The organism is Thermanaeromonas sp. C210, from assembly GCF_013167955.1.
GTDB lineage: Bacteria > Bacillota > DSM-521 > Neomoorellales > Neomoorellaceae > UBA12545.
Genome location: NZ_BLWF01000002.1, coordinates 198,193 through 221,174, shown reverse-complemented (window position 1 = coordinate 221,174; position 22,982 = coordinate 198,193). Strand labels below are relative to the sequence as shown.

The window sequence follows — 22,982 nt, the reverse complement described above, 5'->3', positions numbered from 1 at the left end:
GTCCTATTTTGACCAGTAGGGACTGTTCTGGGGAACCTTGCTCGCTTATTTCTATTGGCAGCCACCGGTTGGAACTTTCCGGGGGAGCTGTGGTCTGGTTCTTAAACTTCCGCAGCCAGTACCATAACTGCCTGGGGCTAATGCCCTCATGGGAGGCGCACCATTCTTTAACGCTTTGCCCGCTTTCCCTGTATTCGGCTATACGAGCTTCCCAAAGTTTTTGTAATTCGGCTCTGGTCATAAGGGGAAATCCTCCTCAGTTAGTTTTCCGAGGAAGATTATCCCTTAAACTCGAGCACAATGCCAAGGTGGGTTATATTTGACGCTTACGAAGCCCTTAAAGCTGGTATTCTACGATTTTTTGCCGGGCCAAGACGTCGTAAAGGAAACTGGCCCTGCTCAGTTTTTCTACCTGCACTTCTTCGGGGGTGCAGGCCAGGGGCTCGATGGGCTGCATTACCCTGGCCAGGGCCCTGCCCAGCACTTCGTAGCGGCGGTACAGGGGCATCCGGGCGAAATCGGGAGACACCACTAATAAATCGATGTCGCTGTCTTCCCTGGCATCGCCCCTGGCCCGGGAGCCAAAGAGGATGATCTTGTCGATCTGGATACCCTGGGTTTTGAGGGCTTCGGCAAACTGCTCTACGATTGCTCTGATATCAGCTCTCTCTTCACCCATTCCATTACCTCCTTTGTCTTGCCGAGGTACTCCTGGGCGACTTTGCGGGGATAAGCCTTCCGTGCGGCGGCGAGGTCTTTGGGGTAGCGGGCGCCTGACCCTATGGCGTCCAGCGTCCCCAAGAATTCAAGATACTCATCGGGCAAATTGACCTGCGCTAGCTTTACAAGGAGCAACAATTTATGCGTTTTAGGAGGGGTCTTATCTGTTTGCAAAGTAACGACAGCCTTCAAGAGTTTTTCCAAGGCCAACTGGCACATGTAAATCATATAAGTAAGCCCCAGGAGCGAAAACCCATGAAAGCTGTTGCATATGCAAGATTTTTTTCGGATAACCAGCGGGAAGAAAGCATTACAGCCCAACTCCGCGCCATTCGCGATTATGCCGAAAAACATGGGGTATCGTACGGGAGTACATAGACGAAGCCCGCTCCGCCACCACCGATGACCGCCCAGGCTTCCTGCAGATGATTTCCGACCTGAGAAATGGTGTGATCCGTCCAGATCTGGTGCTGCTCCACAAGTTAGATCGGTTTGCTAGAAACAGGATGACGCGGCCATTTACCGCAGGGAAATACAGCGAGCCGGTGCTCGCCTGGTAGCCGTGGAGCAACCTCTGGACAATAGTCCCGAGGGTGCGTTCCTGGAAGGTATTCTGGAGGCTATGGCCGAATACTACAGCAGAAACCTCGGCCGCGAAGTTATGAAAGGCATGCGGGAAACCGCCTTCCAATGCAGGCCTACAGGAGGTAAACCTCCCATGGGTTACGATATAGACCCCAGTTCAAGAAGATATATCATCAACGAGCGTGAAGCGGAAGCTGTCCGCATAATCTTCTCCATGTATCGCTAGGGATACAGTTATAAAGAGATTATCGACTACCTAAATAGCCATGGTTACAGGACAAAGCTGGGCAGACAGTTTGTCAAGACATCCCTTTATGAAATCCTCCGTAACGAAAAATATACTGGAGTTTTTGTATCCAACCGGGCCGCTAGTAAAACCGGTGGTAAGCGCAACAACCATAGATTCAAGGGCGACGATGAAATTATCCGGATCCATGGTGGATTGCCAGCCATTATCGACCCTTCAACTTTCCGGGAGGTGCAAAAAATGATGGATAGGAGAAAGCGTGCACCTGGAGCAGCTAAAGCAAAAGAGGTCTATTTACTTACCGGCCTTGTTCAGTGCGGTGCTTGCGGCGGCCCGATGATCGGGAATCGCAGGCGAGCCGGGCGCAATAAAGATATTTATGCGGCCTATGAGTGTAATAACCGGAAGCGCCTTAAGGCTTGCCGTGCGAAGTCCATCAATAAGGAATATCTGGAGCAATATGTCTTGAACGAATTAATAAGGCTTATTTTTAGTGATGAAGGAATACGCTATACTGGTTAAGAAACTGAATGAGGCTAATAAACAACACCTCGAAAGAAAGTCTAGGGAACTACATTATGCCAGGCAACAACTCTCAGAAGTGGAGAAGAAAATCGGGAATATAGTAAACGCCATAGCCGACGGCCTATACAGCCCCACTATGAAGGAAACCCTGACAAAACTGGAGGAAGAAAAAGCCCAGTTACAGGTTACCATAGATGAAATCCAGCGTTCTAGTGTTGTTGAATTAACCGAGGATATGATAAAAGCTTACCTAGAAAAAGATAAGCAGGTCATACTTTCCGGAGACCTGCAGGCCTGCAAGGCAATCATTTCTACTTACGTTGATAAGGTCATCGTTTACGAAGACCACATTGATGTGATCCTAAAAATTGTGGATTTCACTGGTGGAGGCGGGGGGAATCGAACCCCCGTCCGAGGGAGCACCCACAGAAGCTTCTACCAGGATAGTTTCCGTTTTAATCTCGCCCCAGGGCCCCCCGGAAACTGGGTGCACCTGCGGCCAGCCTGCTTATCTCTCCCTCTGGGCCCACAGGCCGAGGTCCAGAGGACAGCCCGCTAGGGTTGACATCCACTCCGGGCCCCGCGGGCCGGGCCCGGGTGGATGGGGCTGCGGTCTATTAGGCAGCCAGAGCTAATTCTTTGTCGGCACTTATAGAGGTTCCACCGTTTAACGAGGAGGTGGGATCTCGCCTGGCCACTCCTGCCAATGCTTCCCCCGTCGAAACCAGTACGCCCCCACGAAAGCCGACTAACTCAAAACTTAAGCTTTTGCCGGTCGCGAAAGGCTTTTTCTATCTCCCGCTTGGCGTCGCGCTCGCGAAGGGCTTCCCGCTTGTCATAGAGCTTTTTGCCCCTGGCCAGGGCCAGCTCTACTTTGACTCGGCCCTGGGGATTGAAGTACACCTTTAGAGGGATGAGGGTTAATCCCTTTTCCCTCGTCTTACCGATGAGCCGGCGGATTTCTTCTTTGTGAAGGAGGAGCTTCCGCGGCCTTCGGGGCTCGTGGTTAAACCGGTTGCCCTGTTCATAAGGGCTGATATGCATATCGTAGAGAAATACCTCTCCCTTTTCTACCCTCGCAAAGCTGTCTCTTATGTTAGCTTTGCCTCCCCGAAGGGACTTGACCTCCGTTCCGGTGAGGACTATACCTGCTTCCAGGGTTTCCTCAATGGTGTAGTCGTGTCGGGCCTTGCGGTTTTCGGTCACCAGTTTGAGCTGCCGGCCCATGGTATTCCACCCCGTATATTTTCAGGTTCATTATACCACGGCCGGTAGGGGCGACGTCAAGGGGAGGAGGCTTGGAGAATGACCATCATTAACTCCTTGAAGGTTAAACGAGCATCAGTTACAATAGAAGTGTTCAATAAAATGTTTTTCATAGAACCTCACTCCCCTTTGCGTAATTTCTTCCCACTTGGAGTGAGGTTCTTCTCTTTTTTACCATTTTCTTACCAAAGCCCACTTTTATTTTACACTAAGCTGGTATTCCAACCTTTCCCTCACCATCTGGGCGACCTGGGCCGGGGTTTTGCCCACGGCCTGAATCACAGGCACGCCTGCCGTTATGTCCTCCATCCCCATCATATTCGAGTCTTGGCCGCTTATCACTAGTACACTGTAGTTCTTAAGCTGGTCACCTGTCAAATTGCTCATGTCCACCCGGTCCACTTCAAAACCTTGTTCCTCCAGGTGGTCACCTATGGCGCTGATAGTGTCCTCTACGGCTATACGTTTGACCATGGCCGGGCACCTCCTATTTTTGCTCTTTTCACCGATATTATGAACGGCGGTGCCCGCCTTTATTCCCACGGTTCTTGGGGCCAGTCGCAGGGCAAGCTAAAGGTGAGGTGAAGAACGGTGCCCACCTTTATACCGCGTCTGGTACTCATGCAAAGGGCGGCCCTCAACTATCCCCTGGGCCAACACCTTATGAGGCGCTTCAACCAGGAAGGAATCGAAGTAGTATTCTACGACCGAAGAATTCCCTCCTTTCCTCACCGATCTTTTCGCGCCGGGTTCTTGTTTTCCAAGCGAACGATGGTTGTTACCCTGTGGAAGAGGGGGGTATTCCAGACTTGCCGGCCCTCAGCCCATTACCAGCTACCGCTGGTATCTGGCTGTCCCGGCTTGTGTGAGTACTGCTACCTCAATACCAATTTGGGCCGCCGGCCCTTCGTAAAGGTGTACGTGAACCTGGAAGATATTTTCCACCAGGCCCGCCAATATGTGAGACAACGACGGCCGCAAACAACCATTTTTGAAGGTGCTGCAACATCCGATCCCGTAGCGGTAGAAGGCTGGACCGGTTCCCTTAAGAATGCCGTCCAGTTCTTTGCGGGCCTAAAGGATGCCTATTTTCGCTTTGTTACTAAATATACCGACGTAGAGGGTCTGCTGGGGATAGAGCATCGGGGAAAAACAGAAATAAGATTTAGCCTCAACTCCGATTATATAGTAGAGACCTTTGAGAAGGCGGCTCCACGGATAGATTCAAGGTTGAAGGCGGCGAGGAAAGTCTGGGAGGCTGGTTATCCTTTGGGGTTCTTCATCGGGCCCATCTTTGCCTTTGAGGGATGGAGGCGTGAATATGAAAGGTTATTGGCCGCGATAAGGGACTACCTGCCGGAAGATGCAACCTTTACCTTTGAACTCATAACCCACCGCTTCACTTCGCGGGCTAAGAAAATCATTCAAGAGGCTTACCCGGGGACCGAGGTTCCCATGGACGAGCGGGAGCGCCGGTTTAGGTACGGCCAATTCGGGTACGGTAAATACGTCTATCCCCCGGAGGTAATGGAAGAACTGCAGGAGTTCTTCTATACCCGGATCGAGGAGTTATTTCCCCACGCCAGGATCCTCTACTTTGTTTAAGGGGCCGGGCCCTACGATTCCCCGTCGGACGTGTCTTTTGGGCGGCGCTCCTTCTCCTTTTCTATGAGGCGCAGGGACCATTCCCAGTGCTGGGCCAGAAGCTCTCTCTCTTCCGGGGTCAAGTCAGGAACGCGCTTCAGGAGCCGCACAAAAAGGGGGTCCGTCAGGCTGGCCCTTAAGCCCGGCTCCAAAAGGAGGAGGGAGACCAGGTCCTGGGTTTCCGGAGCCAGGGCATAGTTTACCCTTTGGCGAGATTCCGACCGGCCCAAGAGATAGTCCACCGATACCTGGAAGAAGTCCGCCAGGCGCTCTAGAGTTTCGGGATCGGGCCGGCGCCGGTTTCGTTCGTACATGGCAATAGTGCTCTGGCCCATGTTCAAGAGCTTGGCCAGCTGGGCTTGGGAAAGCCCCTTTTCTTTACGCAGGGCTGCCAGCCTCTCACCAAAGGATTCCACAATGAATACACCCTGCACCAATGTAACACGCTCTGTGATAAGAGGCAACTGGTATCACTAAAAGCAATTTTTTCTCGGATAACTCCTTGACAAATATCGCGGTAGGTGATTATATTGGTTAATGATGACAGAACTTAGCGGTGATCCCTTTTGCGGAACGAAAGAATGTACCGCCTTCGTTTAAAGCGCAAACTCAGCCAGAAGCAGGTAGCCGAGGCCGTGGGCATTACCCAGAGCGGGTATGCCATGATAGAAACCGGACGGCGCCATCCCCGTAAAGAAGTGATGAAGAAGCTGGCCGACTTTTTTGGGGTTACGGTGGATGAGCTTTTCTTTAACGAAGACCGCGGTCAATCTTCCTAAAGTAGCGAGACGGCGTACGCTCAAGCGTACTCTATCCCCTGGCTACCCTGTAAAGGGTAGCTTTTGTTTATGAATGCCAGGGGCCACGATTAAAAGGGGAAGCCAGGCTGAGAGCCTGGCCCTGCAACAGACCCTATCTAACCACCTCACTAGAAGTCGCCGAAAAACAGCAGCACCAGTATCAGGAAGAGGATAAAGGCCAGGCGTCCGTCGAAGAAGCTGGCCGCCGCGGCATTGTTGGTAGTTTCAGGCATAAGGAATTCCTCCTTTGCGTGAACCTTACCGTATTGTATGCGGCGAGGGAGGTAGAAGTTCCAGGGTCATAACTCCGTCCCTAATCTCCAGGTTGCTGTACTCTAAATCCAGGGCGGGCGGCGGCAGTTCAATAGTAAAGGCGGGCTGCGGCAAGAGAACATCCCACGTGGACTTGTCGAGGGGGAGGCCGCCCATCTCTAAGGCTAGAGGGGTAAAGGTTAGATGGCGGGGTCCCGTCACGGCCAGGGAACCCTGAAGGCGAAAGCCCGGTCCTGGTATTACTAGCCTCTGGGGAACCAGTTCAAACCTTACTCCCTCGAGCGCACCCCCGCCGCCCAGGAGCACCTCGTTAATCTTGGCCTGGCTGAATTCTGCCAAAACGCGACCCTGACCTACCGTTACCCTGTCAGGGCTAAGCCGCTGCCAGGGGAAATTTGGAAAAGTGGCAAGAACGGCTTCTAAGGAAGGCAAGGCTTCCTGCCAGGCCTGTTCCAAAGCCAGGAGGGCCTGACGGTAGTGGGAAGATTGGCGACGTACCTCCTCCAAGGCGAGCTGGCGGTGGTTCCGCAGGGCTACCAGCTCCTGCTCCAGGGCGTCAAGCCGTGCTGCCGCCCGGCCGAGCTCCCGCTCTTTCTGGTTAATTTCTTCCTTAATTTTCTGCACCTCGACATAAAGGGCTAGTTGGTGGCGGACCCTTGCCAGCAGGAAGTTTACATAGCGCTGCATCAATTCCCAGCGGACAAAAAAATCGGCCAGGTCGGTGCTTAAAAAAGCTGCCAGGAGGTAAGGGGAAGCACCGTACCTTTGAAAAAAACGGAGACTCTGGCCCACCTTTGTAGAGCCCGCGGACAGCTCCTGGGCCAGCTCGTGTTCCCTCTTCTGGGCCAATGCCAAATCCCCTTCCAGCTGCTCCTGTTGGGCGGCGAGGGCCTCCTTGTCGGTGGTCAGCTTGTGCAGGCGAGAATCGATTTCCAGGAGTTCCTGCAGGAGGGCGTACTCCCTGCTCCCGGTGTTCTCCAGGCGCCGCTGCAACTCTTCCTTAGGGTCGGGAGAAGCGGCCAGACCGGGGAAGCCCATAAAGAAAAGCAGCAGGCCGCACAGGACTGCGGTGGCTGACCGCAATTGATCTCTCTCCTCGGAAATCTATTACCTAAGAGAGTCATTCGCCAAGGGGAGGGCAATATCCTGCTGGAATGGAAAAAAATCCCAAACAGTTGCTCCTCCTATTGGGCCGACAAGGGTGAACGGTAGGGAGATAATTTATGCGGGCCTGGCGGCCTTTTCAGCCTTCGGCGGGGCCGGGAGGGATCATCCACCCGTGAAGGCAGGAGGCACGCCTTAAACCCGTGCCGCGGGAAAAATTCCCGGTCCAGGCCCGCTAGTAATGGTAGGTGACCCCATACCCTCCTGGTGGATATTGCCAGAGGATGTTAGTCGGGCAGACCTTACTACAGGCGCCGCATTCTATGCACCGGACGTAGTTAATTTTTAGGGTGTCCTCTTCCCACTCGTAGACCTGGCTGGGACAGATGTACGTACAGGGTTTGTTCTCACAGCTGAGGCACCCTTTGACGTCCCTTAGGGCAATGTGGGATACCTCGCTGGCCTTGAATTCAACTAGAGGCAAGGGATCTCCGGGAAACTTGGCCGGCAACATCTAGAAGGGCCCCCAATGCTTAGCGAATTCCCACATGTCGCCGATGGTCTTCCACGGGAATTGTTTGGCCCGGATGATGTCCCTGAGGCGGGCCGCCTTTTCTCGCTCGCTTAAGAGGTCGATGTTAAAGAATTCCCGGGCCAGTTCGTTTAGGGTGCTGGCAACCAGGTAATCGGCATCGGACCGTTGGTGGTAGTATCGCAGGGTTTCCCGATCGGCCTTGATGTCTTCGAAGAAAAAGGTATTCTTTATTTTTAACTCATAGTTGGCCAGCATCCGGGCTGAAAAATCGCCCTTGGCTTTGGCCTGGACCACCGTTTCGGCGGCATATTTCCCCGAGAGCATGGCCAGGTCGGTGCCCCGGCGGCCGCTGATCATGAGGGCGGCGTCGCCCGCCACCAGCACGTGGTCTCCGTAAAACTTGGGCAGAAAACTGTACCCGCCCTTGGGTATCATATGGGCTTGATATTCCAGAACCTCTGCCCCCTCGATAAGGCGACGCACCAGGGGGTGTTCCTTCAAACGCTGGAGAAGATAATAAGGGCTCAAACCCCTTTCAGACAGCTGGTTTAGGTAACCGCCCAAAATAATAGAGATGGTTTCCCTGTTGACCCAGATTCCTGCCTTACCGATGGCGGTGGCTGTGGGGAACCCCAGCATACCGATGACGGCACCCTCGTTGTCCTCTAACTGGAAGCGATCGTTAATCTTTTCGGAGGGGAGTCCCAAGACCTCCTTGACATAGAGGGTATAGGTGTGCCAGGGAGGCGGCTCCTTGATCAAACCCGCCTTGGCGGTGAGAAAGGGGAGAACTCCTTCGGCTATGATGACCACGTCAGAACGTAGCACTTCGCCCGTGTCCAACCTGACGCCGCGGATGGGGCCGCGGGCGAAGATACCTTTATCATAGATAAAATCCCGCGCATGGGCCTGGGTGCGCAGGACGGCCCCGGCGGAAGCCGCCTGGGCGGCGAGCCACCTGTCAAAGTTGGGACGCAGGACCGTAAATTTATTGTAGGGCTCCCGGCTGTAGCGCAGGTTGGCATAGCCCATGCGGACGACGGAGTCCGTATGGAGAAACCAAAATTCTTCGGTAACAACTGGCCTCTCCAGGGGAGCCGAGTTCCAAAAGGCGGGTACGATTTCTGCCGTGGGCTGGCTGTAAATGGTGCCGCCGAAGACGTTCTTGCAGCCGGGGAAAGCACCGCGCTCTAAGAGGGCGACCGAAAGCCCGTTTTGTGCCAGCGTTAAGGCCGCGGTACTTCCTGCCGGTCCGGCTCCGACGACAATGACATCATAACTGTCAGCCATGGCAACCTCCAACTACAACCTGAGGGCTATTCCTATTTATTTTGGGGTGGGCGCACTAAAAATATGTGCCTGAGGGGAGAAATACCCGGAGTGTCCCGGCGGCTCCTCGAATGGCAGCCCGGCCGTTGCCCGGCAGGGGATTGCTTTAAAGTATGCCGGCCCGCGGCCGGCCGCTGGCCGTGTCAACTCACATAAAAACCTTACCGAAGGGAGAAGGCTCACTCAAATAAAGACCTAACCTAAAGAGCGATAGTAGAAGGGGGTACTATGTTCCATCATCTCCCTTTAGCTTTAGAGGGTATGCTGTATATGGGTCATTGTTTTAATGGACGGCTTGCTTTTGTTGAGAAGGCTCAGTATAACCTTTAGCGAGCAATTCCTCCAGTTGGCGGTGAAGTACAAGGGGATTAATAGCCTGGAGTTGGCGCTGGAATTTAGCGTTAGTATGAGGGTCTAGTATCCCGGCGTCTATTAAACGCTGCAAAGGGGTTCGAGCCGTATCATAGGTTTTGCGCACATAGGCACCTTGACGTTTCTTAGCAACTACTTTACGCATTGGTAAGAAAAGGTTAACATAGATATCCAAGTAGGCGTAGACCTGATTAAGCCAAGTAACGGCGTTAGGGGTGTCATAGCGTTCATAGCCGACGATATGCCGCACGAACTGGCGATTTTTCTGTTCAACATGGGCATTATCATTTTTGCGGTAGGGTTGGCTTCGCGTAAATGTAAGGTCATTTTGCTGGCAAAAACGGAGGAGTTGGTCATTTAAGAACTCACTACCGTTATCGGTATGGATGCCCCAAGGTTTAAGCGGCCATTCGTTAAGGATAGCCTTCAGCTCGCGAAAGACGGCGGCCTGGCTGCGGCCAAGGATGGCTCTGCGGGACTGTAACCCGTCACCACGTCGACGACGGTGATGGTGTAGGCGAAATGGCCCAGGGAAGAACCGCCATGATGCTCCACCAGGTCGACTTCCAGGGCACCGGGGCGGTTTTCATTCCAAGCATAACATTCAATTGGCACCTTGCTACGAAGCCTGGAGCCGGGTTTTGGGTGGGGCAGGGTACGTTTAGGCTTAGGAGAGCGCCATTTAGCTATTCTTCTAGCCAAAGTAGGGCGGCTAATTCGAGCCAGCTGTTCCCGTATCTGAGGAGTGAGGAGGAGCTCTCCGTGGCTGGCCAGGAGCTCAGCCGTAGAAAGGAGTACTGGATGGAGGCGTTCGGCACAAGGATAATCCAGGGCCTCCCAAACGAGCTGGATGGCCGGGAGTGCCTCCAAATACTTTAATGGTTTAGAACGCTTTTTAGCTGGCTTTTTGGCAGGAATAGGATTATTTAAGACATAGATAGCATACTTACGGTTATAGCCGAGCATCTTGACTACCTCGTCGATAATCTGGGATTTTTCGGTTCGGGAAGCGGCCTGAGAGTAACGCTGGTGCATGTTGTTTAAATACTCACGGCGACTATTTAATGACATCCTCAATACACATCCCCTCGGTAAGATTTCGCCGTGAGTGAGCCGTTCCCCCTTCGGTTATATTTTAAGTGAGTGATCGCGGGGCCTTGACAGGTGTCGGTCGGGGAAGGTATAATAATTTCGCAATGAATAAGGGCGTGTAGCTCAGTTGGGAGAGCGCTAGAATCGCACTCTAGAGGTCAGGGGTTCGAATCCCCTCACGTCCACCATTTTAAAAAGAAAACTATGGGCGCGTAGCTCAGTGGGAGAGCGCTTGACTCACATTCAAGAGGTCGCAGGTTCAATCCCTGCCGTGCCCACCAATAAAATCAAGGCCCTCGGGTCTTACACCTCGGGGGCCTTAGCATTTCCGCTGCAAGACCGCTGCAATTTGTTGCAAAACCGCTATGGGTAGCAGTAACGCAGCAATCAGATTGTAACCGACCTTGCTCTTACATTATTAGTCTACCATCACAAAAGGCCGAAGCTATCTGTTTAGCCGCTTCCTTCCTCATGGAGCACCACTAGGACGTGTAATGGTATCCTGCTTATCCACTGCCTCCTCGAGTATCGGTTGAAGTTCTGCCCGCAAAGTGCCATCCATTCGCATCTGGACTGCCCTCATGTCGAATCGTCCCACTTCGGAGCGGCAAGTTACTACCTGGTAACTTCAGATTTTGATGAACTACCTTCCGCGACAATCTCGACTAATGAGGTGATGGCACTAACCTGGCGGCGCGTACCTTAGCTTCGAACGATAGGCCCACAGGTCCACCGGCTCCCAGTTACACGGTTTACTCATTGTTGTGGTAAACTCCTGTCAAGGGACAGTGAAAATGTCATAGTAAGGAAGCTTCATCTGGACTGAGAAAATGTCAGGCCAGAAGGGTCAAAATTAAGTTTCAGCGTCACTAGCGTTGCATAAAGAAAATATAAACTTGTCAAGAGCAATAGCGCCCAAAAATCAGCCAAATTCCTGAAATAACCTGGCCTTGCAAGAAAAAACTCCTTATACTAGAGATTAAGGGTAGTCCTTGCCCCAACCTCTAACATAAGGAGGCCCAAATGCAAGGCAAGGATACCACATTATCCACATTTCATCAACTGTTTGCTCCGGTTTCTAAACGACTATTTTTGGCAGTTAACCGCAGGTATGGGGGTCGATAAGTACGCTAAGAAGCTAAATTCCCTTCAACTCGTTGAACTAATAGCCTTCGCTCAGCTGGAACAACTTAATGGCTTGCGGGATATCAGCAATAGCTTCAATGACCCGCAATTTAGCCGGGCCATCAATTTAGAGAGCATCAGTTTCTCCCAGATAGCGCGCCGTTTAAGGGATTTACCGCCGCAGCTTCCCAGGCCCGAGAAGGAAATAGCTATAGCGGTGTAGAATGATACCGCATCATAAGAAATTTGGCCCACAGTGATTTCACCAAAAGGGGTCCGCCTTTCCCGCCGAGAGGTTTATTTCTTACTGTGGGTATTCTTGGCCGTTCGAAAGAAACCTCCGCAGGATTAAAATTAGGGGTGTTAGAGGGTGTCAATGGTTTTCGCCAATGGCAGGTGTGCACCTACCTATAGCGATTGTCTCAAAGAGCCCCTCTACCAGTATGACTTTCCTAATCTCTGCGACGGACGAGATCTTTTGGCTGCGGTCAGGGATAATTCCGTCCCATGCGTTTTCTTTGATCCCCAGTACCGGGGTATTCTGGATAAGTTGGCTTACGGCAACGAGGGCGAGAGCCGCGGAATCAGACGTTCCGTTTTACCGCAAATGGATGAAGCCACCATTAAAGAGTTCGTAGGGGAGATAGCACGGGTGCTTGTTCCCACCGGCCACCTTTTTCTATGGGTGGATAAGTTTCACCTGTGCGAAGGGGTATCTGGATGGATGCCTGCAAACCTCCGCATTGTAGATATGATCGTATGGGATAAGCAGAAGATCGGCATGGGTTATCGTACCCGGCGGCAGTGCGAGTACCTATTGGTTATTCAAAAGAAGCCCCTGCGGGCTAAGGGCGTCTGGGCCGTACATGATATACCCGATGTATGGGCGGAAAAACCCATTAATTGTCATGCCCATGCCAAACCGGTGAAACTCCAGGCTCGATTAATAGAGGCAGTGACCAATCCAGGGGATGTGGTGGTAGACCCGGCGGCGGGGAGTTATTCCGTGTGGAAAGCGGCACAACTTGTAGGCCGCAGATTTTTAGGAGGCGACATAGTGTACGGCCCTCATTATGAAGGCGAAAGGTCGTAAACATGGTGGATATACCCGGCTTTTTGGTGACGAACGGCTAGGCTGCCTCACCGGCATACCTCAATCAGAGCGGTGGCGTTCGATCAAATCGGGGTCGTAACGATTATATCTAAATGAAGATCTGGCATCCCATAGATTAGGAGGGTCGAAAATAATTTTTTTCTTAAAGCAACCGTTCTTTTGATCCCAGTAATAGTCGGCCAATTGAATATAGTGAGTATGCATCACATAAATATGCCTTTCTAAATCCGTAGTGTCAGGGCTAATAATTCTAGATTTGTTAAAGATGCCTATCCAGAATTCTATTTGTCCATGCTGCACATAATCGTTAAACAGGGGAAATATTTTCCCACCCTTTCTTACAAGTAAAAGCCATCGTTGCCCATCATCCCACCCCATCAGGCCATCCGGATTCCTTTGGGCCGAGGTATACAATTCGATGCTTTCCTCCCTGCCTATCTACGTCCTCATACATTCTTTCAAGGAGGGTAAGGTTTTCCGTCCTAATGGCCTCTACCGCCTGGATGGTCTCGACCTTTTGTTGCTTGAAGGACTGAAGCAGGTAGCTTTCGACGGCGTCCTGTGTGGGAAGGATCACCTCGGGGTCAAAAAAGATTATGCTTGTTGCCGGCTGGACGGTTAAGGCCGGGGCCTGCGGCGCGGAAAGAACGGTGACACACTCCATCCTACGAGGAATATCAAGGCCTCCAGACATATTTTTTGCCTTTCGTGAGGCACCTTTTAATCTCTTCCTCTGTCCGCCGAAAAAATGCCTCACCAGGCCCTCAAAATCCTCGCAAAGCTTACAGCCACCACGGATAAAACCCGGCCCGAATAAAAGAGGGGTAGACCGCCGGATACCGCACTGATCTACCCCTCTTCCAAGCATTCACCGGAAACGGGGGTTTTGCTAGGGTTATCTTACCCTAGTATTTTCCCCTGGGTGTGTAGGAGGTATGGAGGAGATGATGGGACTTTGCGCTCAAAGGTTTGCCCAGGAACTCGCGGTAGAGGGCCTGGATGGAGGGGTTCTCATGGGACTTACGAATAGGCATTTCGACGTCGGCCTGGTAGATGCCCTTGATGCGCTGCTCCCTGATTGCGGTGTTGGTGGGGATGGGCTGCCCACCGCCGCCGATGCAGCCACCGGGGCAGCACATGATTTCAATGAAGTGATACTGCTCCCCGGCCTTGACCCGCTCTAAAAGCTGCCGGGCGTGGCCCAGGCTGTGAGCCACGGCTACCCTGACTTTGGTGCCCTCGATATCGACGGTCGCTTCCTTAATGCCCTTGAGACCGCGGACCTCGTAAAAGTCCAGGGAAGGCAGTGTCTTACCGGTAATCAGCTCGTAGGCGGTACGCAGGGCCGCCTCCATAACTCCGCCGGTAGCGCCGAAAATGACCCCTGCGCCGGTGGATTCGCCCAGGGGGTCGTCATACTGCTCTTCGGGGAGGCTCTTGAAATCAATCCCCGCTTCCCTGATCATCCGCGCCAGCTCGCGCGTAGTGAGGACGTAGTCCACGTCCTGATAGCCGCTGTCTCGCATCTCCGGCCGCTGGCACTCGAATTTCTTGGCAGTGCATGGCATGATGGAGACGACCACCATCCTGGCCGGATCTATACCGGCCTTCTGGGCATAGTAAGTCTTGGCCACAGCACCGAACATCTGCTGGGGCGACTTGCAGGTGGAGACGTTGGGTATAAGCTCGGGGTAGAAGTGCTCCATGAACTTTATCCAGCCCGGGCTGCAGGAGGTGATTAACGGCAGGGGGCCACCCTTGGTAAATCGCTCAATAAACTCGGAGCTTTCTTCCATAATGGTCAGGTCGGCGGAAAAGTCGGTATCAAAGACCCTGTCAAAGCCCAGGCGCCTTAAAGCCGACACCATCTGGCCGGTGTTGATGCTCCCCGGAGGCAGGCCGAACTCCTGGCCAATGGACACCCGGGTGGCCGGTGCCGTCTGGACGACAACGAATTTTTCTGGGTCGGCCAGGGACGCCCAGACCTCACCGGTATAATCCTTTTCGTATAATGCGCCTACCGGGCACACCAGGGTGCACTGGCCGCACTCCACGCAGGCGGTGTCCAGGAGTTTATCCTGGAAGGCCGGGGCGATGACAGTATTAAAGCCGCGGCCCATGGGGGCGATGGCCTTTACCCCCTGGACCTTTTCGCACACGGCCACGCAACGGCGGCAGAGGATGCACTTATCAGGCTCCCGGATGATAGCCGGTGTGGAATCGTCTATAGGGTACTCACTCTTTTTACCCTCAAAGCGGACCTGCCGGATCCCCAGTTCCTGGGCCAGGGATTGGAGTTCGCAGTTGAGATTGCGGATGCAGGTGGGGCACTCCATCTTGTGGTTGGAAAGGAGCAGTTCCACATTCAGGCGCCGGGCCATCCTGACCCGCGGGCTGCTGGTTTTTACCACCATACCCTCGGCTACCGGGGTCACACAGGAGGCCATCAGGTTCCTGGCCCCTTCAACTTCAACCACGCAGACCCGGCAGGCGCCGATCTCGTTGATGCCTTCCAGGTAACAAAGGGTGGGAATGTGAATACCGGCCTTTGCGGCGGCTTGTAAGATCGTCGTTCCGGTCTCAACTTCCACCGGTATATTGTCAATGGTTAAGTTTACGGTGCTCAACTTACTTACCTCCCATTTTTCCCTTTCATTCCCTCGTTATGGCTCCGAACCTACATTTCTCATAACAGCTGCCGCATTTAATGCAGGCTGCAGGCTCAATCTGATGGGGTTCTTTTTTGCCACCGCTTATGGCCCCCGCCGGGCAGACGCGACTGCAGGCCCCGCAACCGGTACATTTCTCGGCGTCAATAACATATGAAATCAGCTCCTGGCAAACATGGGCCGGGCAACGGTGGTCGCGAATATGGGCAAGGTACTCGTCCCGGAAATAGACGATGGTGCTCAAGACCGGGTTAGGGGCCGTCTGCCCCAGGCCGCACAGGGCAGTATCCTTGATCTGCTGGGCCAGTTCTCTAAGGAGTCCAATATCCCCTTCCTGGCCTTGGCCCTTGGTGATGCGGTCCAGGATCTCCAGCATCCGGGTAGTACCGATCCGGCAGGGCGTACATTTGCCGCAGGATTCATCTTTAACAAAGTCCAGGAAAAATGTGGCCAGGTCCACCATGCAGGTGTCTTCGTCCATAATGATTAGACCGCCCGACCCCATGATGGCCCCCAGGGCCGTTAGAGAGTCATAATCAATGGGTACATTAAGGTGTTCGGCGGGAATACATCCGCCTGACGGACCTCCAATTTGGGCAGCTTTAAACTTCTTGCCGCTGGGTATTCCACCGCCTATATCATAAACTATCTGGCCCAAGGTGGTACCCATAGGCACTTCTATCAGGCCATTGTTGTTGATTTTCCCTGCCAGGGCAAAGACCTTGGTACCCTTGCTCTTTTCGGTACCGATGGAAGCAAACCATTCCCAGCCGTTGCGAATAATGGTGGGCACATTAGCCAAGGTCTCTACATTATTGATTATCGTGGGCTTGCCCCACAAACCTGATACGGCTGGGAAAGGAGGACGCGGCCGCGGCTCGCCCCGGCGTCCCTCGATGGAAGCCAGCAATGCTGTTTCTTCGCCACAGACGAAGGCGCCGGCGCCCAGCCTAATATCGACGTCAAAGTCAAAACCGGAATTGAACAGATTTTTGCCCAAGAGACCTTTTTCCCGTGCCTGGCTGATGGCGATTTTCAGCCGGTGCACCGCAAGGGGATATTCCGCCCGCACGTAAATGTATCCCTGGTTGGCGCCGATGGCATAGCCGGCGATGGCCATACCTTCCAGCACGGCATGAGGATCGCCTTCCAGGATGCTGCGGTCCATGAAAGCCCCTGGATCTCCCTCATCCGCATTGCACACAATGTACTTGATGGGTCCCGGCGAGCGATGGGCAAACTCCCATTTTAGCCCGGTGGGGAAACCGCCGCCTCCCCGGCCCCGAAGGCCCGATTTCTTGATCACGTCGATGACTTCTGCCGGTTTCATTTCGGTCAATACTTTAGCCAGTGCCAGATATCCATCCCGCACAATATATTCTTCAATGGATTCGGGGTTAATAATGCCGCAGTTGCGCAGGGCTATGCGGACCTGGTGTTTAAAAAAGGGCAACTCCGTGTGGGGCCTGATGGCGTCCCCCTGGCGGTTCACAACCCATTCGGTTACAATGTTGCCATCAACGACATGGCGACCCACAATTTCCCTGGCTTTGGTGGCGTCTACCTTCCCGTAAGTCACCTTCGGCTGGCCGGGTAAAATCACCTCAACGAGGGGCTCGTGGGCGCAAAGGCCGATGCAACTTGTCTGGCTAACTATTACTCCCGTTAACTGGCGTTTGGCTACTTCATCGAGGATGGCGTTCATAACCTCACGGGCCCCGGCGGCGATGCCGCAGGTTCCCATCCCCACGACGATCTTCGCCTTCGCGGCCGCTTCTTGGGATTGAATGGCTTCCAATTCACTTTCCTTGAACTTCTGCAATTCCTCCAGGGACTTAATCACAACTCATCACCCCCTGCATTCTAGCGGACCCCTTTATTGATAGATGGCGTTACTGGTATTCCTTTAATATCTTCAGGGCGGTATCTGGGGTTAAGCGGCCATGGGCCTTCTGGTTTACAGTCATTGCTGGCGCCAGGGAGCAGCAACCGAGGCAGCGTACCTGGTTGATGGTGAATTTACCGTCTGCCGTGGTATCGCCGACTTTCGTTCCCAGCTCCTTCACCAGGCGTTCCAGTATCGCCGGTGCGCCCCTAACGAAGCAGGCAGTGCCCATGCACACCGAGACCTGGTATTTGCCCTTGGGCTTGGTTGTGAAATAGTTATAGAAGGACACCACACTATAAACCTGGCTTAGAGAAAGCCCCAGACCATCGGCGATTGCTGCCTGGACATTGCGAGGCAAATAGCCTACCAGTTCCTGGCTCTGGTGGAGGACCTCGATCAAGGCCGACGGCTGTCCCCGGTGGGCGTCGATGATCTTTTCGAGTTCTTCCCATTTAGCTTCGCATTGGCATGTTTCCATTAGAACAACCTCCTCATAAAAGAGTAGCCATGGAACCCTCAGAGGGTATGCATCCTACAATAAGCCGTCTCTCCGGAACCGCCCTCGAACCGGACCGGGAAAATTGAGCCGACCGGGAGGGGATAACCCCCTCTTTTTTAAAGCAGGCCTGGATTTACCGACCTATAATTGCAGAGTGATAGTGAGGCTATTCACTATAACTGTTAAGTCAGCTTGTGATACTTCTTACAGAGAACTTATTTGCCATAAAGTCAAATTTTCCTGCCGGATCTCATATAATTCTTATTAATAGTTCATATTTTTGGACAACATTGTTCACAAATCTGTTTTTCGGTTTCTTGAATCCGCTCCCGGTAACGAAAACCGGGCCTTGAAGGTTGCCCCCTCGGCCCGGTTAGCGTGCTTTTTAAGTTTTAGCCCTACCTTTGGAGAAAATAAAATACTTCGGCTTAAGGGTCTTTAGCCGGCATCTCCTGGCATCAAACGGCTTTGAACTCGTGCACCGCCCGACGATCTTTCCCTTCCTGGCTCTGCCATTATTAGGAGGCTCATCAGGTTCAGGTTCGGGTTCTTGGCAAGTTGGGGAACGCTTCTCAATCTTGCCTCGTGCTGCGGCTGCGGCAAGTCACCCTAAAAGTACACGCCGCAGGGGCGGCACCACTTGTTTTTTCCGCGACATCACGCCCGGCAAAAATACCTTGGTTTTACCAGGGGGCACGTTGAAGGCCTGTTCCACGGCCCGGGCCTGGTGGCCGGTGAAGAAGAGTTCCGTACCGTTGCGCATGAGGTCGGTAATCATCAGCAGTACCAGGTCGTAATTTTTTTCTTTACAGAGTTTATCCATCTCCTCCAGGAGGACCTCCTGACTCACGGGGAGGGCCTGCTGGTCTACTATCTCTATCTGGCCGATACCTACTATATGGTTACCCAGGCAAAATTCTTTAAAGTCCTCCAGTAGGATATCGCGACCCGAGCGGCCCGCCAACAAGGATCCCGCCTGGAACATTTTCTTGCCGAACTCGGTGGGGTTAAGGCCCGCCAACTCTCCCAGTTTGGCTACCTGCTGCCGGTCTTCCTCGGTAGTGGTCGGGGATTTCAAGATCATGGTGTCGGACAATATGGCCGCACACAGGATTCCCGCTATTTCTTTGGGGGGCGTAATGCCCTTTTCGGCAAATATTTTACTGATTATAGTGGAGGTGCTGCCGACCGGTTCGTTGCGGACTAGAATAGGCTCGGAAGTTTCTATATCCGCCACCCGGTGATGGTCGATAATCTCCAGTATCTCGGCCTGCTCGATGCCGGGAACCGCCTGGCTTCTTTCATTATGGTCCACCAGGATTAACTTCTTGCCCCGCATGGCCAATAGGTGATAACGCGCAATCATGCCCATAAAACGGTTGTGTTCATCCACCACCGGGTAATTCCGGTACCGCGTTTCCAGCATGGTCCTTTTAACCTCTTCTACCAGGTCGTCGTTATGAAAGACTACCAGGTTTTCCGTGCGCATTATGTTTTTAACCGGTGCGTCCATGGGTACATACCCGCTATCCCAGGCCTCCAGAAGGAGACGGGCCAGGTCGCCCACGGTAAGCAGACCCAGAAGGTGCTGCTCGCCATCGACAACCGCCAGGGTTTTGACCCCGTGCTGGCGCATGAAAATTCCCGCCTGTCTCACGGTTACTTCCGGGCGAATAAAGAGAATCCCACCGTCGAGGACGTCCTCTACTTTGGTCTTCACATTGTCCACGTAAATAGGAGCGGGTACGTTGAAATACTCCAGCACGAACTGGGTTTCCCGGTTTAGCTCCCCGCACCTCGCGGCGATAACATTATTCTCCTTTCGTATCCGGTTTTGCAGGTAGGCATAGCCTATGGCGGAGGCAATGGAATCGGTGTCTGGCTTTTGATGGCCTATTACTAAGATTTCTCTCGCCATTTTCTTCCACTTCACCTCTAGGGATAGTAACCCGATTGCCAGGTCTTGGCCCGAAAACCGGTACCCGGTATTCATACCGGCTGAGGTAGTCATGGCTGAAGGTGGGGCAGGTATGTTTTATGGTAATAATCGTTGGTTTCCGGGATCCATGTCCAGTTTATCCCTAACGTCGGGAACTTTCAAGCCGGTCCGGGCGCCCCAATGGATGGACGATAGGTGACGGGCCGCGTCACCGTACTCGCTTAAGACCCGGGAGGTCTGGCCGGCCCCTCGAGGGTATTCCCCTGCTTTTAAGACCTGCTGGACCTGTTCTCGCCAAGGATTTCCGCGCAAGGCCGAAAAGCATTACAGGCTTACGGGGTTTCTCAAGGAATTGGGGCCCATGCTTCAGGGCTGGCGCAGGATCCCTTGGCCTTAGGTCTTGCTGAAGGGTGTCGAGCCCGGCCTCACATTAAATACCGCCTGAGGCCTGCTCCCTACCTAAACGGTCCGGGTAGCCCGTCCCAGCAAAGGCGGGATAACCCGGGCGCTGGCTTTCGTTGACAAAGCAGATAAAGTTAAATATTATATAATAAATAACTTATACTTGTCCTAATGGGGAGGTGAAGGAGGTGACCTTCAAGGAGTGGGAAAAGGCCTTTAAAGCCTTGGGCCAGCGCCTCCGGCTCAGGATTCTGGCCCTGCTGGCCGAAGGGGAGCTGTGCGTCTGCGAGCTGGAGGAGATCCTGGGCCTCACCCAGCCGGCCATCTCCCAGCACCTGAGGGTTCTGAAGGAAGCCGAACTGGTCCGGGAGAAAAAGGTCGGCCAGTGGGTGTTCTACCGGCTCAACAAAGAGCGGCTGGCCGCAGTCCTCCAGGGATGGCTGGCTTACCTGGAGGCACCCCTCGCGGAAAAGGAGGAATTGGCTAAAGACTACGAGAAGGTGCAGGAGCTCCTGGAGAATCCCAAGGTTGCCTGCAGAGCGCCCCGGGAGAGGGGTGGCAAAGGTGGCCCTGGTTAGAAGACCATTGCAGGATGGCGTATTACCTTCAGTCTGTACTAAAGTAACCAGGAGGACGGTAGCCACGGTAGCCAAAGGCAGGTATAGGTATGAAGAAGGAGGATTGCTGCACTAATATGGCCCCGGCAACCAACCACCAACCCACGGCGGGGTTATCCCTGCTGGATCGTTTCTTGACCCTGTGGATCTTCCTGGCCATGGCCTTCGGCGTGGCCCTCGGTTACGTCGCACCCGGGGTGGCAGACGCCCTCAATAGGATGTCAGTGGGTACCACCTCCATCCCCATAGCCATCGGCCTCATAGTTATGATGTACCCGCCCCTGGCCAAGGTGAAATACGAAGAATTGGGCAAGGTATTTCGCAACGGCAGGGTTATGGCCCTGTCCCTCATCCAGAACTGGATTATAGGCCCTATCTTGATGTTCATCCTGGCCGTTATCTTTTTACACAATTATCCGGAGTACATGGCCGGCCTCATCCTCATCGGCCTGGCGCGCTGCATCGCCATGGTCATTGTCTGGAACAGCCTGGCCGGGGGTGATGCCGAGTATGCCGCCGCCCTGGTGGCCTTGAACTCCGTCTTCCAGGTTATCTTTTACTCCCTTTATGCGTATGTTTTCATCACCCTGTTGCCGGCGTGGCTGGGTTTCCAGGGGATGCAGGTCCGCGTAACCATCGGTGAAGTGGCCACCAGTGTGGCCATCTACCTGGGTATACCCTTTGTGGCCGGTTTTTTGACCCGCTTGATCCTTCTACCGGCCAAGGGCAGGGAATGGTATGAAAAAACCTTTGTCCCCAAAATCAGCCCCCTGGCCCTGATCGCGTTGTTGTTTACCATTGTGGTCATGTTTTCCCTTAAGGGTCAGTATATCGTTTCCCTGCCGATGGATGTGGTCAGGGTGGCTATACCCCTGATTTGCTATTTTGTCCTCATGTTCTTAATTTCCTTTTTCATAAGCACGCGCCTGGGAATTAACTACGAGCAGACGACGACCCTTTCCTTTACCGCCGCCAGCAACAATTTTGAGCTGGCCATCGCCGTGGCCGTGGCCGTCTTCGGCATTAATTCCGGCCAGGCCTTTGCCGCGGTCATCGGTCCCCTTATTGAAGTGCCGGTGATGATCGGGCTGGTGAACGTGGCCTTGAATTTCCGGCGGCGCTACTTCGCGGCGTCACCGGGCCCGAGGTAGCCGTTGAAAGGGAAGACCAGTTACCAGGGTTCAAACCTGCCTAGGGGAGGCGGCCCCGTGCGCCTCCCTTTTTTCGTTTTATCTCACAAGGGACACGGGCAGGGGAGGTGCGTTGGCCGGTCACGCCGGTTAGACCGGAAAAGAACCCGGAAAGGTGCGCGTATGGAGCCCCCTGTCGCCCCCCAGGTGGGCGTCGGCGAGGTGAGGGCGCCCGGGTTTTGCTCCCAGCGCCCACGAGAATTTTTAGCTGTCCCGGCGGAGGGGGAGAAGGAAAAGCCAAAGATATGTAGAATATTATAGCAATAATACTAAGTGGTATGGACACCGGATGAAAAGGAGACATAGCAGTAGTAATGGAAGCGCGGGAGGTTAAGCGGGTTAAGCTGTACGAGCAGATCGTGGCCGACATCAGGGAGCAGATAGCGTCGGAGAAATTAAAACCGGGCGAGAAAATACCGTCCGAGCGCGAGCTTGCCAGGCTCTACGGTGTCAGCCGCTTAGCCGTACGTGAGGCCCTGAGTGCCCTGGCAGCCATTGGCCTTATTGAAGTTAAACACGGGGTGGGTTGTTTTGTAAGGCAGGTGGAACGGCGGCTCCTACCCCAGGACATCGCTATGAGTTCGGAAGAAAAGGACCGGGCCATGGATCTACTTGTTTTCCGGAGGGGTTTTGAACCCGAAGCCGCCCGGCTGGCAGCTCTATATGCTTCTCAAGAAGAGGTAGAGGAGATCGCCCGGCTACAGGAGGCGGTGAGGGAGAATATCGTGGCGGGAGGGATGGCCGTAGAGGAAGACTTCCGTTTTCATATGGCCATTATCCGGGCCACCCATAGCCCCATTTTCATCCAGGTGGCCGAAACCCTGGAGCAATATTGGCTGGATAGCTTCAGGCTGTGTAAAAAGCATACCCTGGGTGTTCCTACCAGGCTGCCCGTTTTGCTGGAGGAGCACCAGATAGTCCTGCGCTACCTCCTTTATCGAAATCCCGACGGCGCCTACAAGGCCATGAAAATGCATATAGAAAACGCCATCCGGAAATTGGAAACTTAAAGGTGTCGCGGCCCGGGAAGAAAAAGTTAAGCCGCAC

The 22,982-nt window shown here is 53.6% G+C and carries 26 protein-coding genes, 2 tRNA genes, 1 other RNA gene and 1 pseudogene; 13 read left to right on the top strand and 17 right to left on the bottom strand.

Annotation, left to right across the window (positions count from 1 at the left end; translation table 11 throughout):
* The 3 genes from tnpA to TAMC210_RS05175 all read right to left on the bottom strand — a co-directional run.
* Nucleotides 1-241 (bottom strand): IS66 family insertion sequence element accessory protein TnpA (gene tnpA, locus TAMC210_RS05185; RefSeq protein ID WP_173298144.1); only part of this gene is annotated, 241 nt, incomplete at its 3' end.
* A 96-nt stretch (nucleotides 242-337) separates the two neighbouring features.
* Entirely contained in the window at nucleotides 338-679 is a 342-nt protein-coding gene (locus tag TAMC210_RS05180; protein WP_173297739.1) for a nucleotidyltransferase domain-containing protein, read from the bottom strand.
* Nucleotides 643-948, bottom strand: a complete 306-nt coding sequence (locus TAMC210_RS05175) for a HEPN domain-containing protein (protein ID WP_217267275.1) — start codon at nucleotides 946-948, stop codon at nucleotides 643-645. The genes TAMC210_RS05180 and TAMC210_RS05175 overlap by 37 nt, the downstream gene beginning before the upstream one ends.
* A 131-nt stretch (nucleotides 949-1,079) precedes the next feature.
* Here TAMC210_RS05175 and TAMC210_RS13905 point away from each other — a divergent pair, with 131 nt between their 5' ends.
* The 4 genes and pseudogenes from TAMC210_RS13905 to TAMC210_RS13295 all read left to right on the top strand — a co-directional run bounded on the left by TAMC210_RS13905 (nucleotide 1,080) and on the right by TAMC210_RS13295 (nucleotide 2,074).
* Entirely contained in the window at nucleotides 1,080-1,280 is a 201-nt protein-coding gene (locus TAMC210_RS13905; RefSeq protein WP_217267307.1) for a recombinase family protein, read from the top strand.
* A 2-nt stretch (nucleotides 1,281-1,282) separates the two neighbouring features.
* Nucleotides 1,283-1,531 (top strand): hypothetical protein, encoded by a 249-nt coding sequence (locus TAMC210_RS13305; RefSeq protein WP_254388522.1) that lies wholly within the window; start codon nucleotides 1,283-1,285, stop codon nucleotides 1,529-1,531.
* 18 nt (nucleotides 1,532-1,549) lie between these two features.
* Nucleotides 1,550-1,747: pseudogene (locus TAMC210_RS13640) on the top strand (recombinase family protein); the annotation flags it as partial.
* Nucleotides 1,748-1,792: 45 nt separating this feature from the next.
* On the top strand, nucleotides 1,793-2,074 hold the full coding sequence (locus TAMC210_RS13295; RefSeq protein ID WP_217267274.1) for a zinc ribbon domain-containing protein: 282 nt from the start codon (nucleotides 1,793-1,795) through the stop codon (nucleotides 2,072-2,074).
* Between the two features lie 384 nt (nucleotides 2,075-2,458).
* On the opposite strand, the gene ssrA is transcribed toward TAMC210_RS13295, so the two are convergent.
* The 3 genes from ssrA to TAMC210_RS05155 all read right to left on the bottom strand — a co-directional run bounded on the left by ssrA (nucleotide 2,459) and on the right by TAMC210_RS05155 (nucleotide 3,817).
* Nucleotides 2,459-2,814, bottom strand: a transfer-messenger RNA (tmRNA) gene (gene ssrA, locus TAMC210_RS05165).
* 16 nt (nucleotides 2,815-2,830) lie between these two features.
* Complete coding sequence (smpB, locus tag TAMC210_RS05160; protein ID WP_173297738.1) at nucleotides 2,831-3,304, bottom strand: SsrA-binding protein SmpB; 474 nt, start codon at nucleotides 3,302-3,304, stop codon at nucleotides 2,831-2,833.
* A gap of 237 nt (nucleotides 3,305-3,541) precedes the next feature.
* A complete protein-coding gene (locus TAMC210_RS05155) occupies nucleotides 3,542-3,817 on the bottom strand; it encodes a YkuS family protein (RefSeq protein ID WP_173297737.1) in 276 nt (91 codons plus the stop codon).
* A 117-nt stretch (nucleotides 3,818-3,934) separates the two neighbouring features.
* On the opposite strand from TAMC210_RS05155, the gene splB reads away from it, so the two are divergent.
* On the top strand, nucleotides 3,935-4,948 hold the full coding sequence (splB, locus tag TAMC210_RS05150; protein ID WP_173297736.1) for a spore photoproduct lyase: 1,014 nt from the start codon (nucleotides 3,935-3,937) through the stop codon (nucleotides 4,946-4,948).
* Nucleotides 4,949-4,959: 11 nt separating this feature from the next.
* Here the strand turns inward: splB and TAMC210_RS05145 are convergent, their stop codons facing one another.
* Complete coding sequence (locus TAMC210_RS05145; RefSeq protein ID WP_173297735.1) at nucleotides 4,960-5,403, bottom strand: helix-turn-helix domain-containing protein; 444 nt, start codon at nucleotides 5,401-5,403, stop codon at nucleotides 4,960-4,962.
* A 150-nt stretch (nucleotides 5,404-5,553) separates the two neighbouring features.
* Here TAMC210_RS05145 and TAMC210_RS05140 point away from each other — a divergent pair, with 150 nt between their 5' ends.
* Nucleotides 5,554-5,766 (top strand): helix-turn-helix transcriptional regulator, encoded by a 213-nt coding sequence (locus TAMC210_RS05140; RefSeq protein WP_254388521.1) that lies wholly within the window; start codon nucleotides 5,554-5,556, stop codon nucleotides 5,764-5,766.
* A gap of 279 nt (nucleotides 5,767-6,045) precedes the next feature.
* On the opposite strand, the gene TAMC210_RS05135 is transcribed toward TAMC210_RS05140, so the two are convergent.
* The 5 genes from TAMC210_RS05135 to TAMC210_RS13285 form a co-directional block, all read right to left on the bottom strand.
* Entirely contained in the window at nucleotides 6,046-7,143 is a 1,098-nt protein-coding gene (locus TAMC210_RS05135) for a murein hydrolase activator EnvC family protein (RefSeq protein ID WP_173297734.1), read from the bottom strand.
* 256 nt (nucleotides 7,144-7,399) lie between these two features.
* Complete coding sequence (locus TAMC210_RS05130; RefSeq protein WP_173297733.1) at nucleotides 7,400-7,678, bottom strand: ferredoxin family protein; 279 nt, start codon at nucleotides 7,676-7,678, stop codon at nucleotides 7,400-7,402.
* Nucleotides 7,679-8,989 carry an FAD-dependent oxidoreductase gene (locus tag TAMC210_RS05125; RefSeq protein ID WP_173297732.1) on the bottom strand — a complete coding sequence of 437 codons (1,311 nt, stop codon included), beginning with the start codon at nucleotides 8,987-8,989 and terminating at the stop codon, nucleotides 7,679-7,681.
* A 322-nt stretch (nucleotides 8,990-9,311) separates the two neighbouring features.
* Nucleotides 9,312-9,650: a hypothetical protein gene (locus TAMC210_RS13475; RefSeq protein ID WP_254388490.1), complete on the bottom strand. Its 339-nt coding sequence runs from the start codon at nucleotides 9,648-9,650 to the stop codon at nucleotides 9,312-9,314.
* 176 nt (nucleotides 9,651-9,826) lie between these two features.
* Nucleotides 9,827-10,471 (bottom strand): hypothetical protein, encoded by a 645-nt coding sequence (locus TAMC210_RS13285; protein ID WP_173297428.1) that lies wholly within the window; start codon nucleotides 10,469-10,471, stop codon nucleotides 9,827-9,829.
* Between the two features lie 133 nt (nucleotides 10,472-10,604).
* Between TAMC210_RS13285 and TAMC210_RS05115 the strand changes: the two genes are divergently transcribed.
* The 4 genes from TAMC210_RS05115 to TAMC210_RS05100 all read left to right on the top strand — a co-directional run bounded on the left by TAMC210_RS05115 (nucleotide 10,605) and on the right by TAMC210_RS05100 (nucleotide 12,710).
* Nucleotides 10,605-10,680: transfer RNA gene (locus TAMC210_RS05115), tRNA-Ala, on the top strand.
* 18 nt (nucleotides 10,681-10,698) lie between these two features.
* Nucleotides 10,699-10,773, top strand: a tRNA-Val gene (locus TAMC210_RS05110).
* Nucleotides 10,774-11,558: 785 nt separating this feature from the next.
* Complete coding sequence (locus TAMC210_RS05105) at nucleotides 11,559-11,840, top strand: DUF4372 domain-containing protein (protein ID WP_173297731.1); 282 nt, start codon at nucleotides 11,559-11,561, stop codon at nucleotides 11,838-11,840.
* Between the two features lie 153 nt (nucleotides 11,841-11,993).
* Nucleotides 11,994-12,710: a DNA-methyltransferase gene (locus tag TAMC210_RS05100; protein WP_173298141.1), complete on the top strand. Its 717-nt coding sequence runs from the start codon at nucleotides 11,994-11,996 to the stop codon at nucleotides 12,708-12,710.
* Between the two features lie 385 nt (nucleotides 12,711-13,095).
* Here the strand turns inward: TAMC210_RS05100 and TAMC210_RS05095 are convergent, their stop codons facing one another.
* The 5 genes from TAMC210_RS05095 to TAMC210_RS05075 all read right to left on the bottom strand — a co-directional run bounded on the left by TAMC210_RS05095 (nucleotide 13,096) and on the right by TAMC210_RS05075 (nucleotide 19,705).
* On the bottom strand, nucleotides 13,096-13,488 hold the full coding sequence (locus TAMC210_RS05095) for a hypothetical protein (RefSeq protein WP_173297730.1): 393 nt from the start codon (nucleotides 13,486-13,488) through the stop codon (nucleotides 13,096-13,098).
* Between the two features lie 148 nt (nucleotides 13,489-13,636).
* Nucleotides 13,637-15,358 (bottom strand): NADH-dependent [FeFe] hydrogenase, group A6, encoded by a 1,722-nt coding sequence (locus tag TAMC210_RS05090; RefSeq protein ID WP_173297729.1) that lies wholly within the window; start codon nucleotides 15,356-15,358, stop codon nucleotides 13,637-13,639.
* A gap of 25 nt (nucleotides 15,359-15,383) precedes the next feature.
* On the bottom strand, nucleotides 15,384-17,144 hold the full coding sequence (nuoF, locus tag TAMC210_RS05085) for an NADH-quinone oxidoreductase subunit NuoF (RefSeq protein WP_173298140.1): 1,761 nt from the start codon (nucleotides 17,142-17,144) through the stop codon (nucleotides 15,384-15,386).
* A 148-nt stretch (nucleotides 17,145-17,292) separates the two neighbouring features.
* Complete coding sequence (locus tag TAMC210_RS05080) at nucleotides 17,293-17,766, bottom strand: complex I 24 kDa subunit family protein (RefSeq protein ID WP_173297728.1); 474 nt, start codon at nucleotides 17,764-17,766, stop codon at nucleotides 17,293-17,295.
* 625 nt (nucleotides 17,767-18,391) lie between these two features.
* The gene (locus tag TAMC210_RS05075) at nucleotides 18,392-19,705 is read right to left on the bottom strand and encodes a putative manganese-dependent inorganic diphosphatase (RefSeq protein ID WP_173297727.1); all 1,314 of its coding nucleotides are present in this window, start codon (nucleotides 19,703-19,705) and stop codon (nucleotides 18,392-18,394) included.
* A 611-nt stretch (nucleotides 19,706-20,316) separates the two neighbouring features.
* Here TAMC210_RS05075 and TAMC210_RS05070 point away from each other — a divergent pair.
* The 3 genes from TAMC210_RS05070 to TAMC210_RS05060 all read left to right on the top strand — a co-directional run bounded on the left by TAMC210_RS05070 (nucleotide 20,317) and on the right by TAMC210_RS05060 (nucleotide 22,945).
* Entirely contained in the window at nucleotides 20,317-20,706 is a 390-nt protein-coding gene (locus TAMC210_RS05070; protein ID WP_217267272.1) for an ArsR/SmtB family transcription factor, read from the top strand.
* A gap of 116 nt (nucleotides 20,707-20,822) precedes the next feature.
* Nucleotides 20,823-21,896 (top strand): ACR3 family arsenite efflux transporter, encoded by a 1,074-nt coding sequence (arsB, locus tag TAMC210_RS05065; RefSeq protein WP_173298139.1) that lies wholly within the window; start codon nucleotides 20,823-20,825, stop codon nucleotides 21,894-21,896.
* A gap of 353 nt (nucleotides 21,897-22,249) precedes the next feature.
* Nucleotides 22,250-22,945, top strand: coding sequence for a FadR/GntR family transcriptional regulator (locus TAMC210_RS05060; RefSeq protein WP_173297725.1), 696 nt, complete (start codon nucleotides 22,250-22,252; stop codon nucleotides 22,943-22,945).
* Nucleotides 22,946-22,982: the final 37 nt, after the last annotated feature.

Coding starts and splice junctions, on each gene's coding strand:
- TAMC210_RS05180 (WP_173297739.1), bottom strand. CDS start 679: ATGGGTGAAGAGAGAGCTGATATCAGAGCAATCGTAGAGCAGTTTGCC.
- TAMC210_RS05175 (WP_217267275.1), bottom strand. CDS start 948: ATGATTTACATGTGCCAGTTGGCCTTGGAAAAACTCTTGAAGGCTGTC.
- TAMC210_RS13295 (WP_217267274.1), top strand. CDS start 1,793: ATGATGGATAGGAGAAAGCGTGCACCTGGAGCAGCTAAAGCAAAAGAG.
- smpB (WP_173297738.1), bottom strand. CDS start 3,304: ATGGGCCGGCAGCTCAAACTGGTGACCGAAAACCGCAAGGCCCGACAC.
- TAMC210_RS05155 (WP_173297737.1), bottom strand. CDS start 3,817: ATGGTCAAACGTATAGCCGTAGAGGACACTATCAGCGCCATAGGTGAC.
- TAMC210_RS05130 (WP_173297733.1), bottom strand. CDS start 7,678: ATGTTGCCGGCCAAGTTTCCCGGAGATCCCTTGCCTCTAGTTGAATTC.
- TAMC210_RS05125 (WP_173297732.1), bottom strand. CDS start 8,989: ATGGCTGACAGTTATGATGTCATTGTCGTCGGAGCCGGACCGGCAGGA.
- TAMC210_RS13285 (WP_173297428.1), bottom strand. CDS start 10,471: ATGTCATTAAATAGTCGCCGTGAGTATTTAAACAACATGCACCAGCGT.
- TAMC210_RS05100 (WP_173298141.1), top strand. CDS start 11,994: ATGGTTTTCGCCAATGGCAGGTGTGCACCTACCTATAGCGATTGTCTC.
- nuoF (WP_173298140.1), bottom strand. CDS start 17,144: ATGGGAACCTGCGGCATCGCCGCCGGGGCCCGTGAGGTTATGAACGCC.
- TAMC210_RS05080 (WP_173297728.1), bottom strand. CDS start 17,766: ATGGAAACATGCCAATGCGAAGCTAAATGGGAAGAACTCGAAAAGATC.
- TAMC210_RS05075 (WP_173297727.1), bottom strand. CDS start 19,705: ATGGCGAGAGAAATCTTAGTAATAGGCCATCAAAAGCCAGACACCGAT.
- arsB (WP_173298139.1), top strand. CDS start 20,823: ATGGCCCCGGCAACCAACCACCAACCCACGGCGGGGTTATCCCTGCTG.
- TAMC210_RS05060 (WP_173297725.1), top strand. CDS start 22,250: ATGGAAGCGCGGGAGGTTAAGCGGGTTAAGCTGTACGAGCAGATCGTG.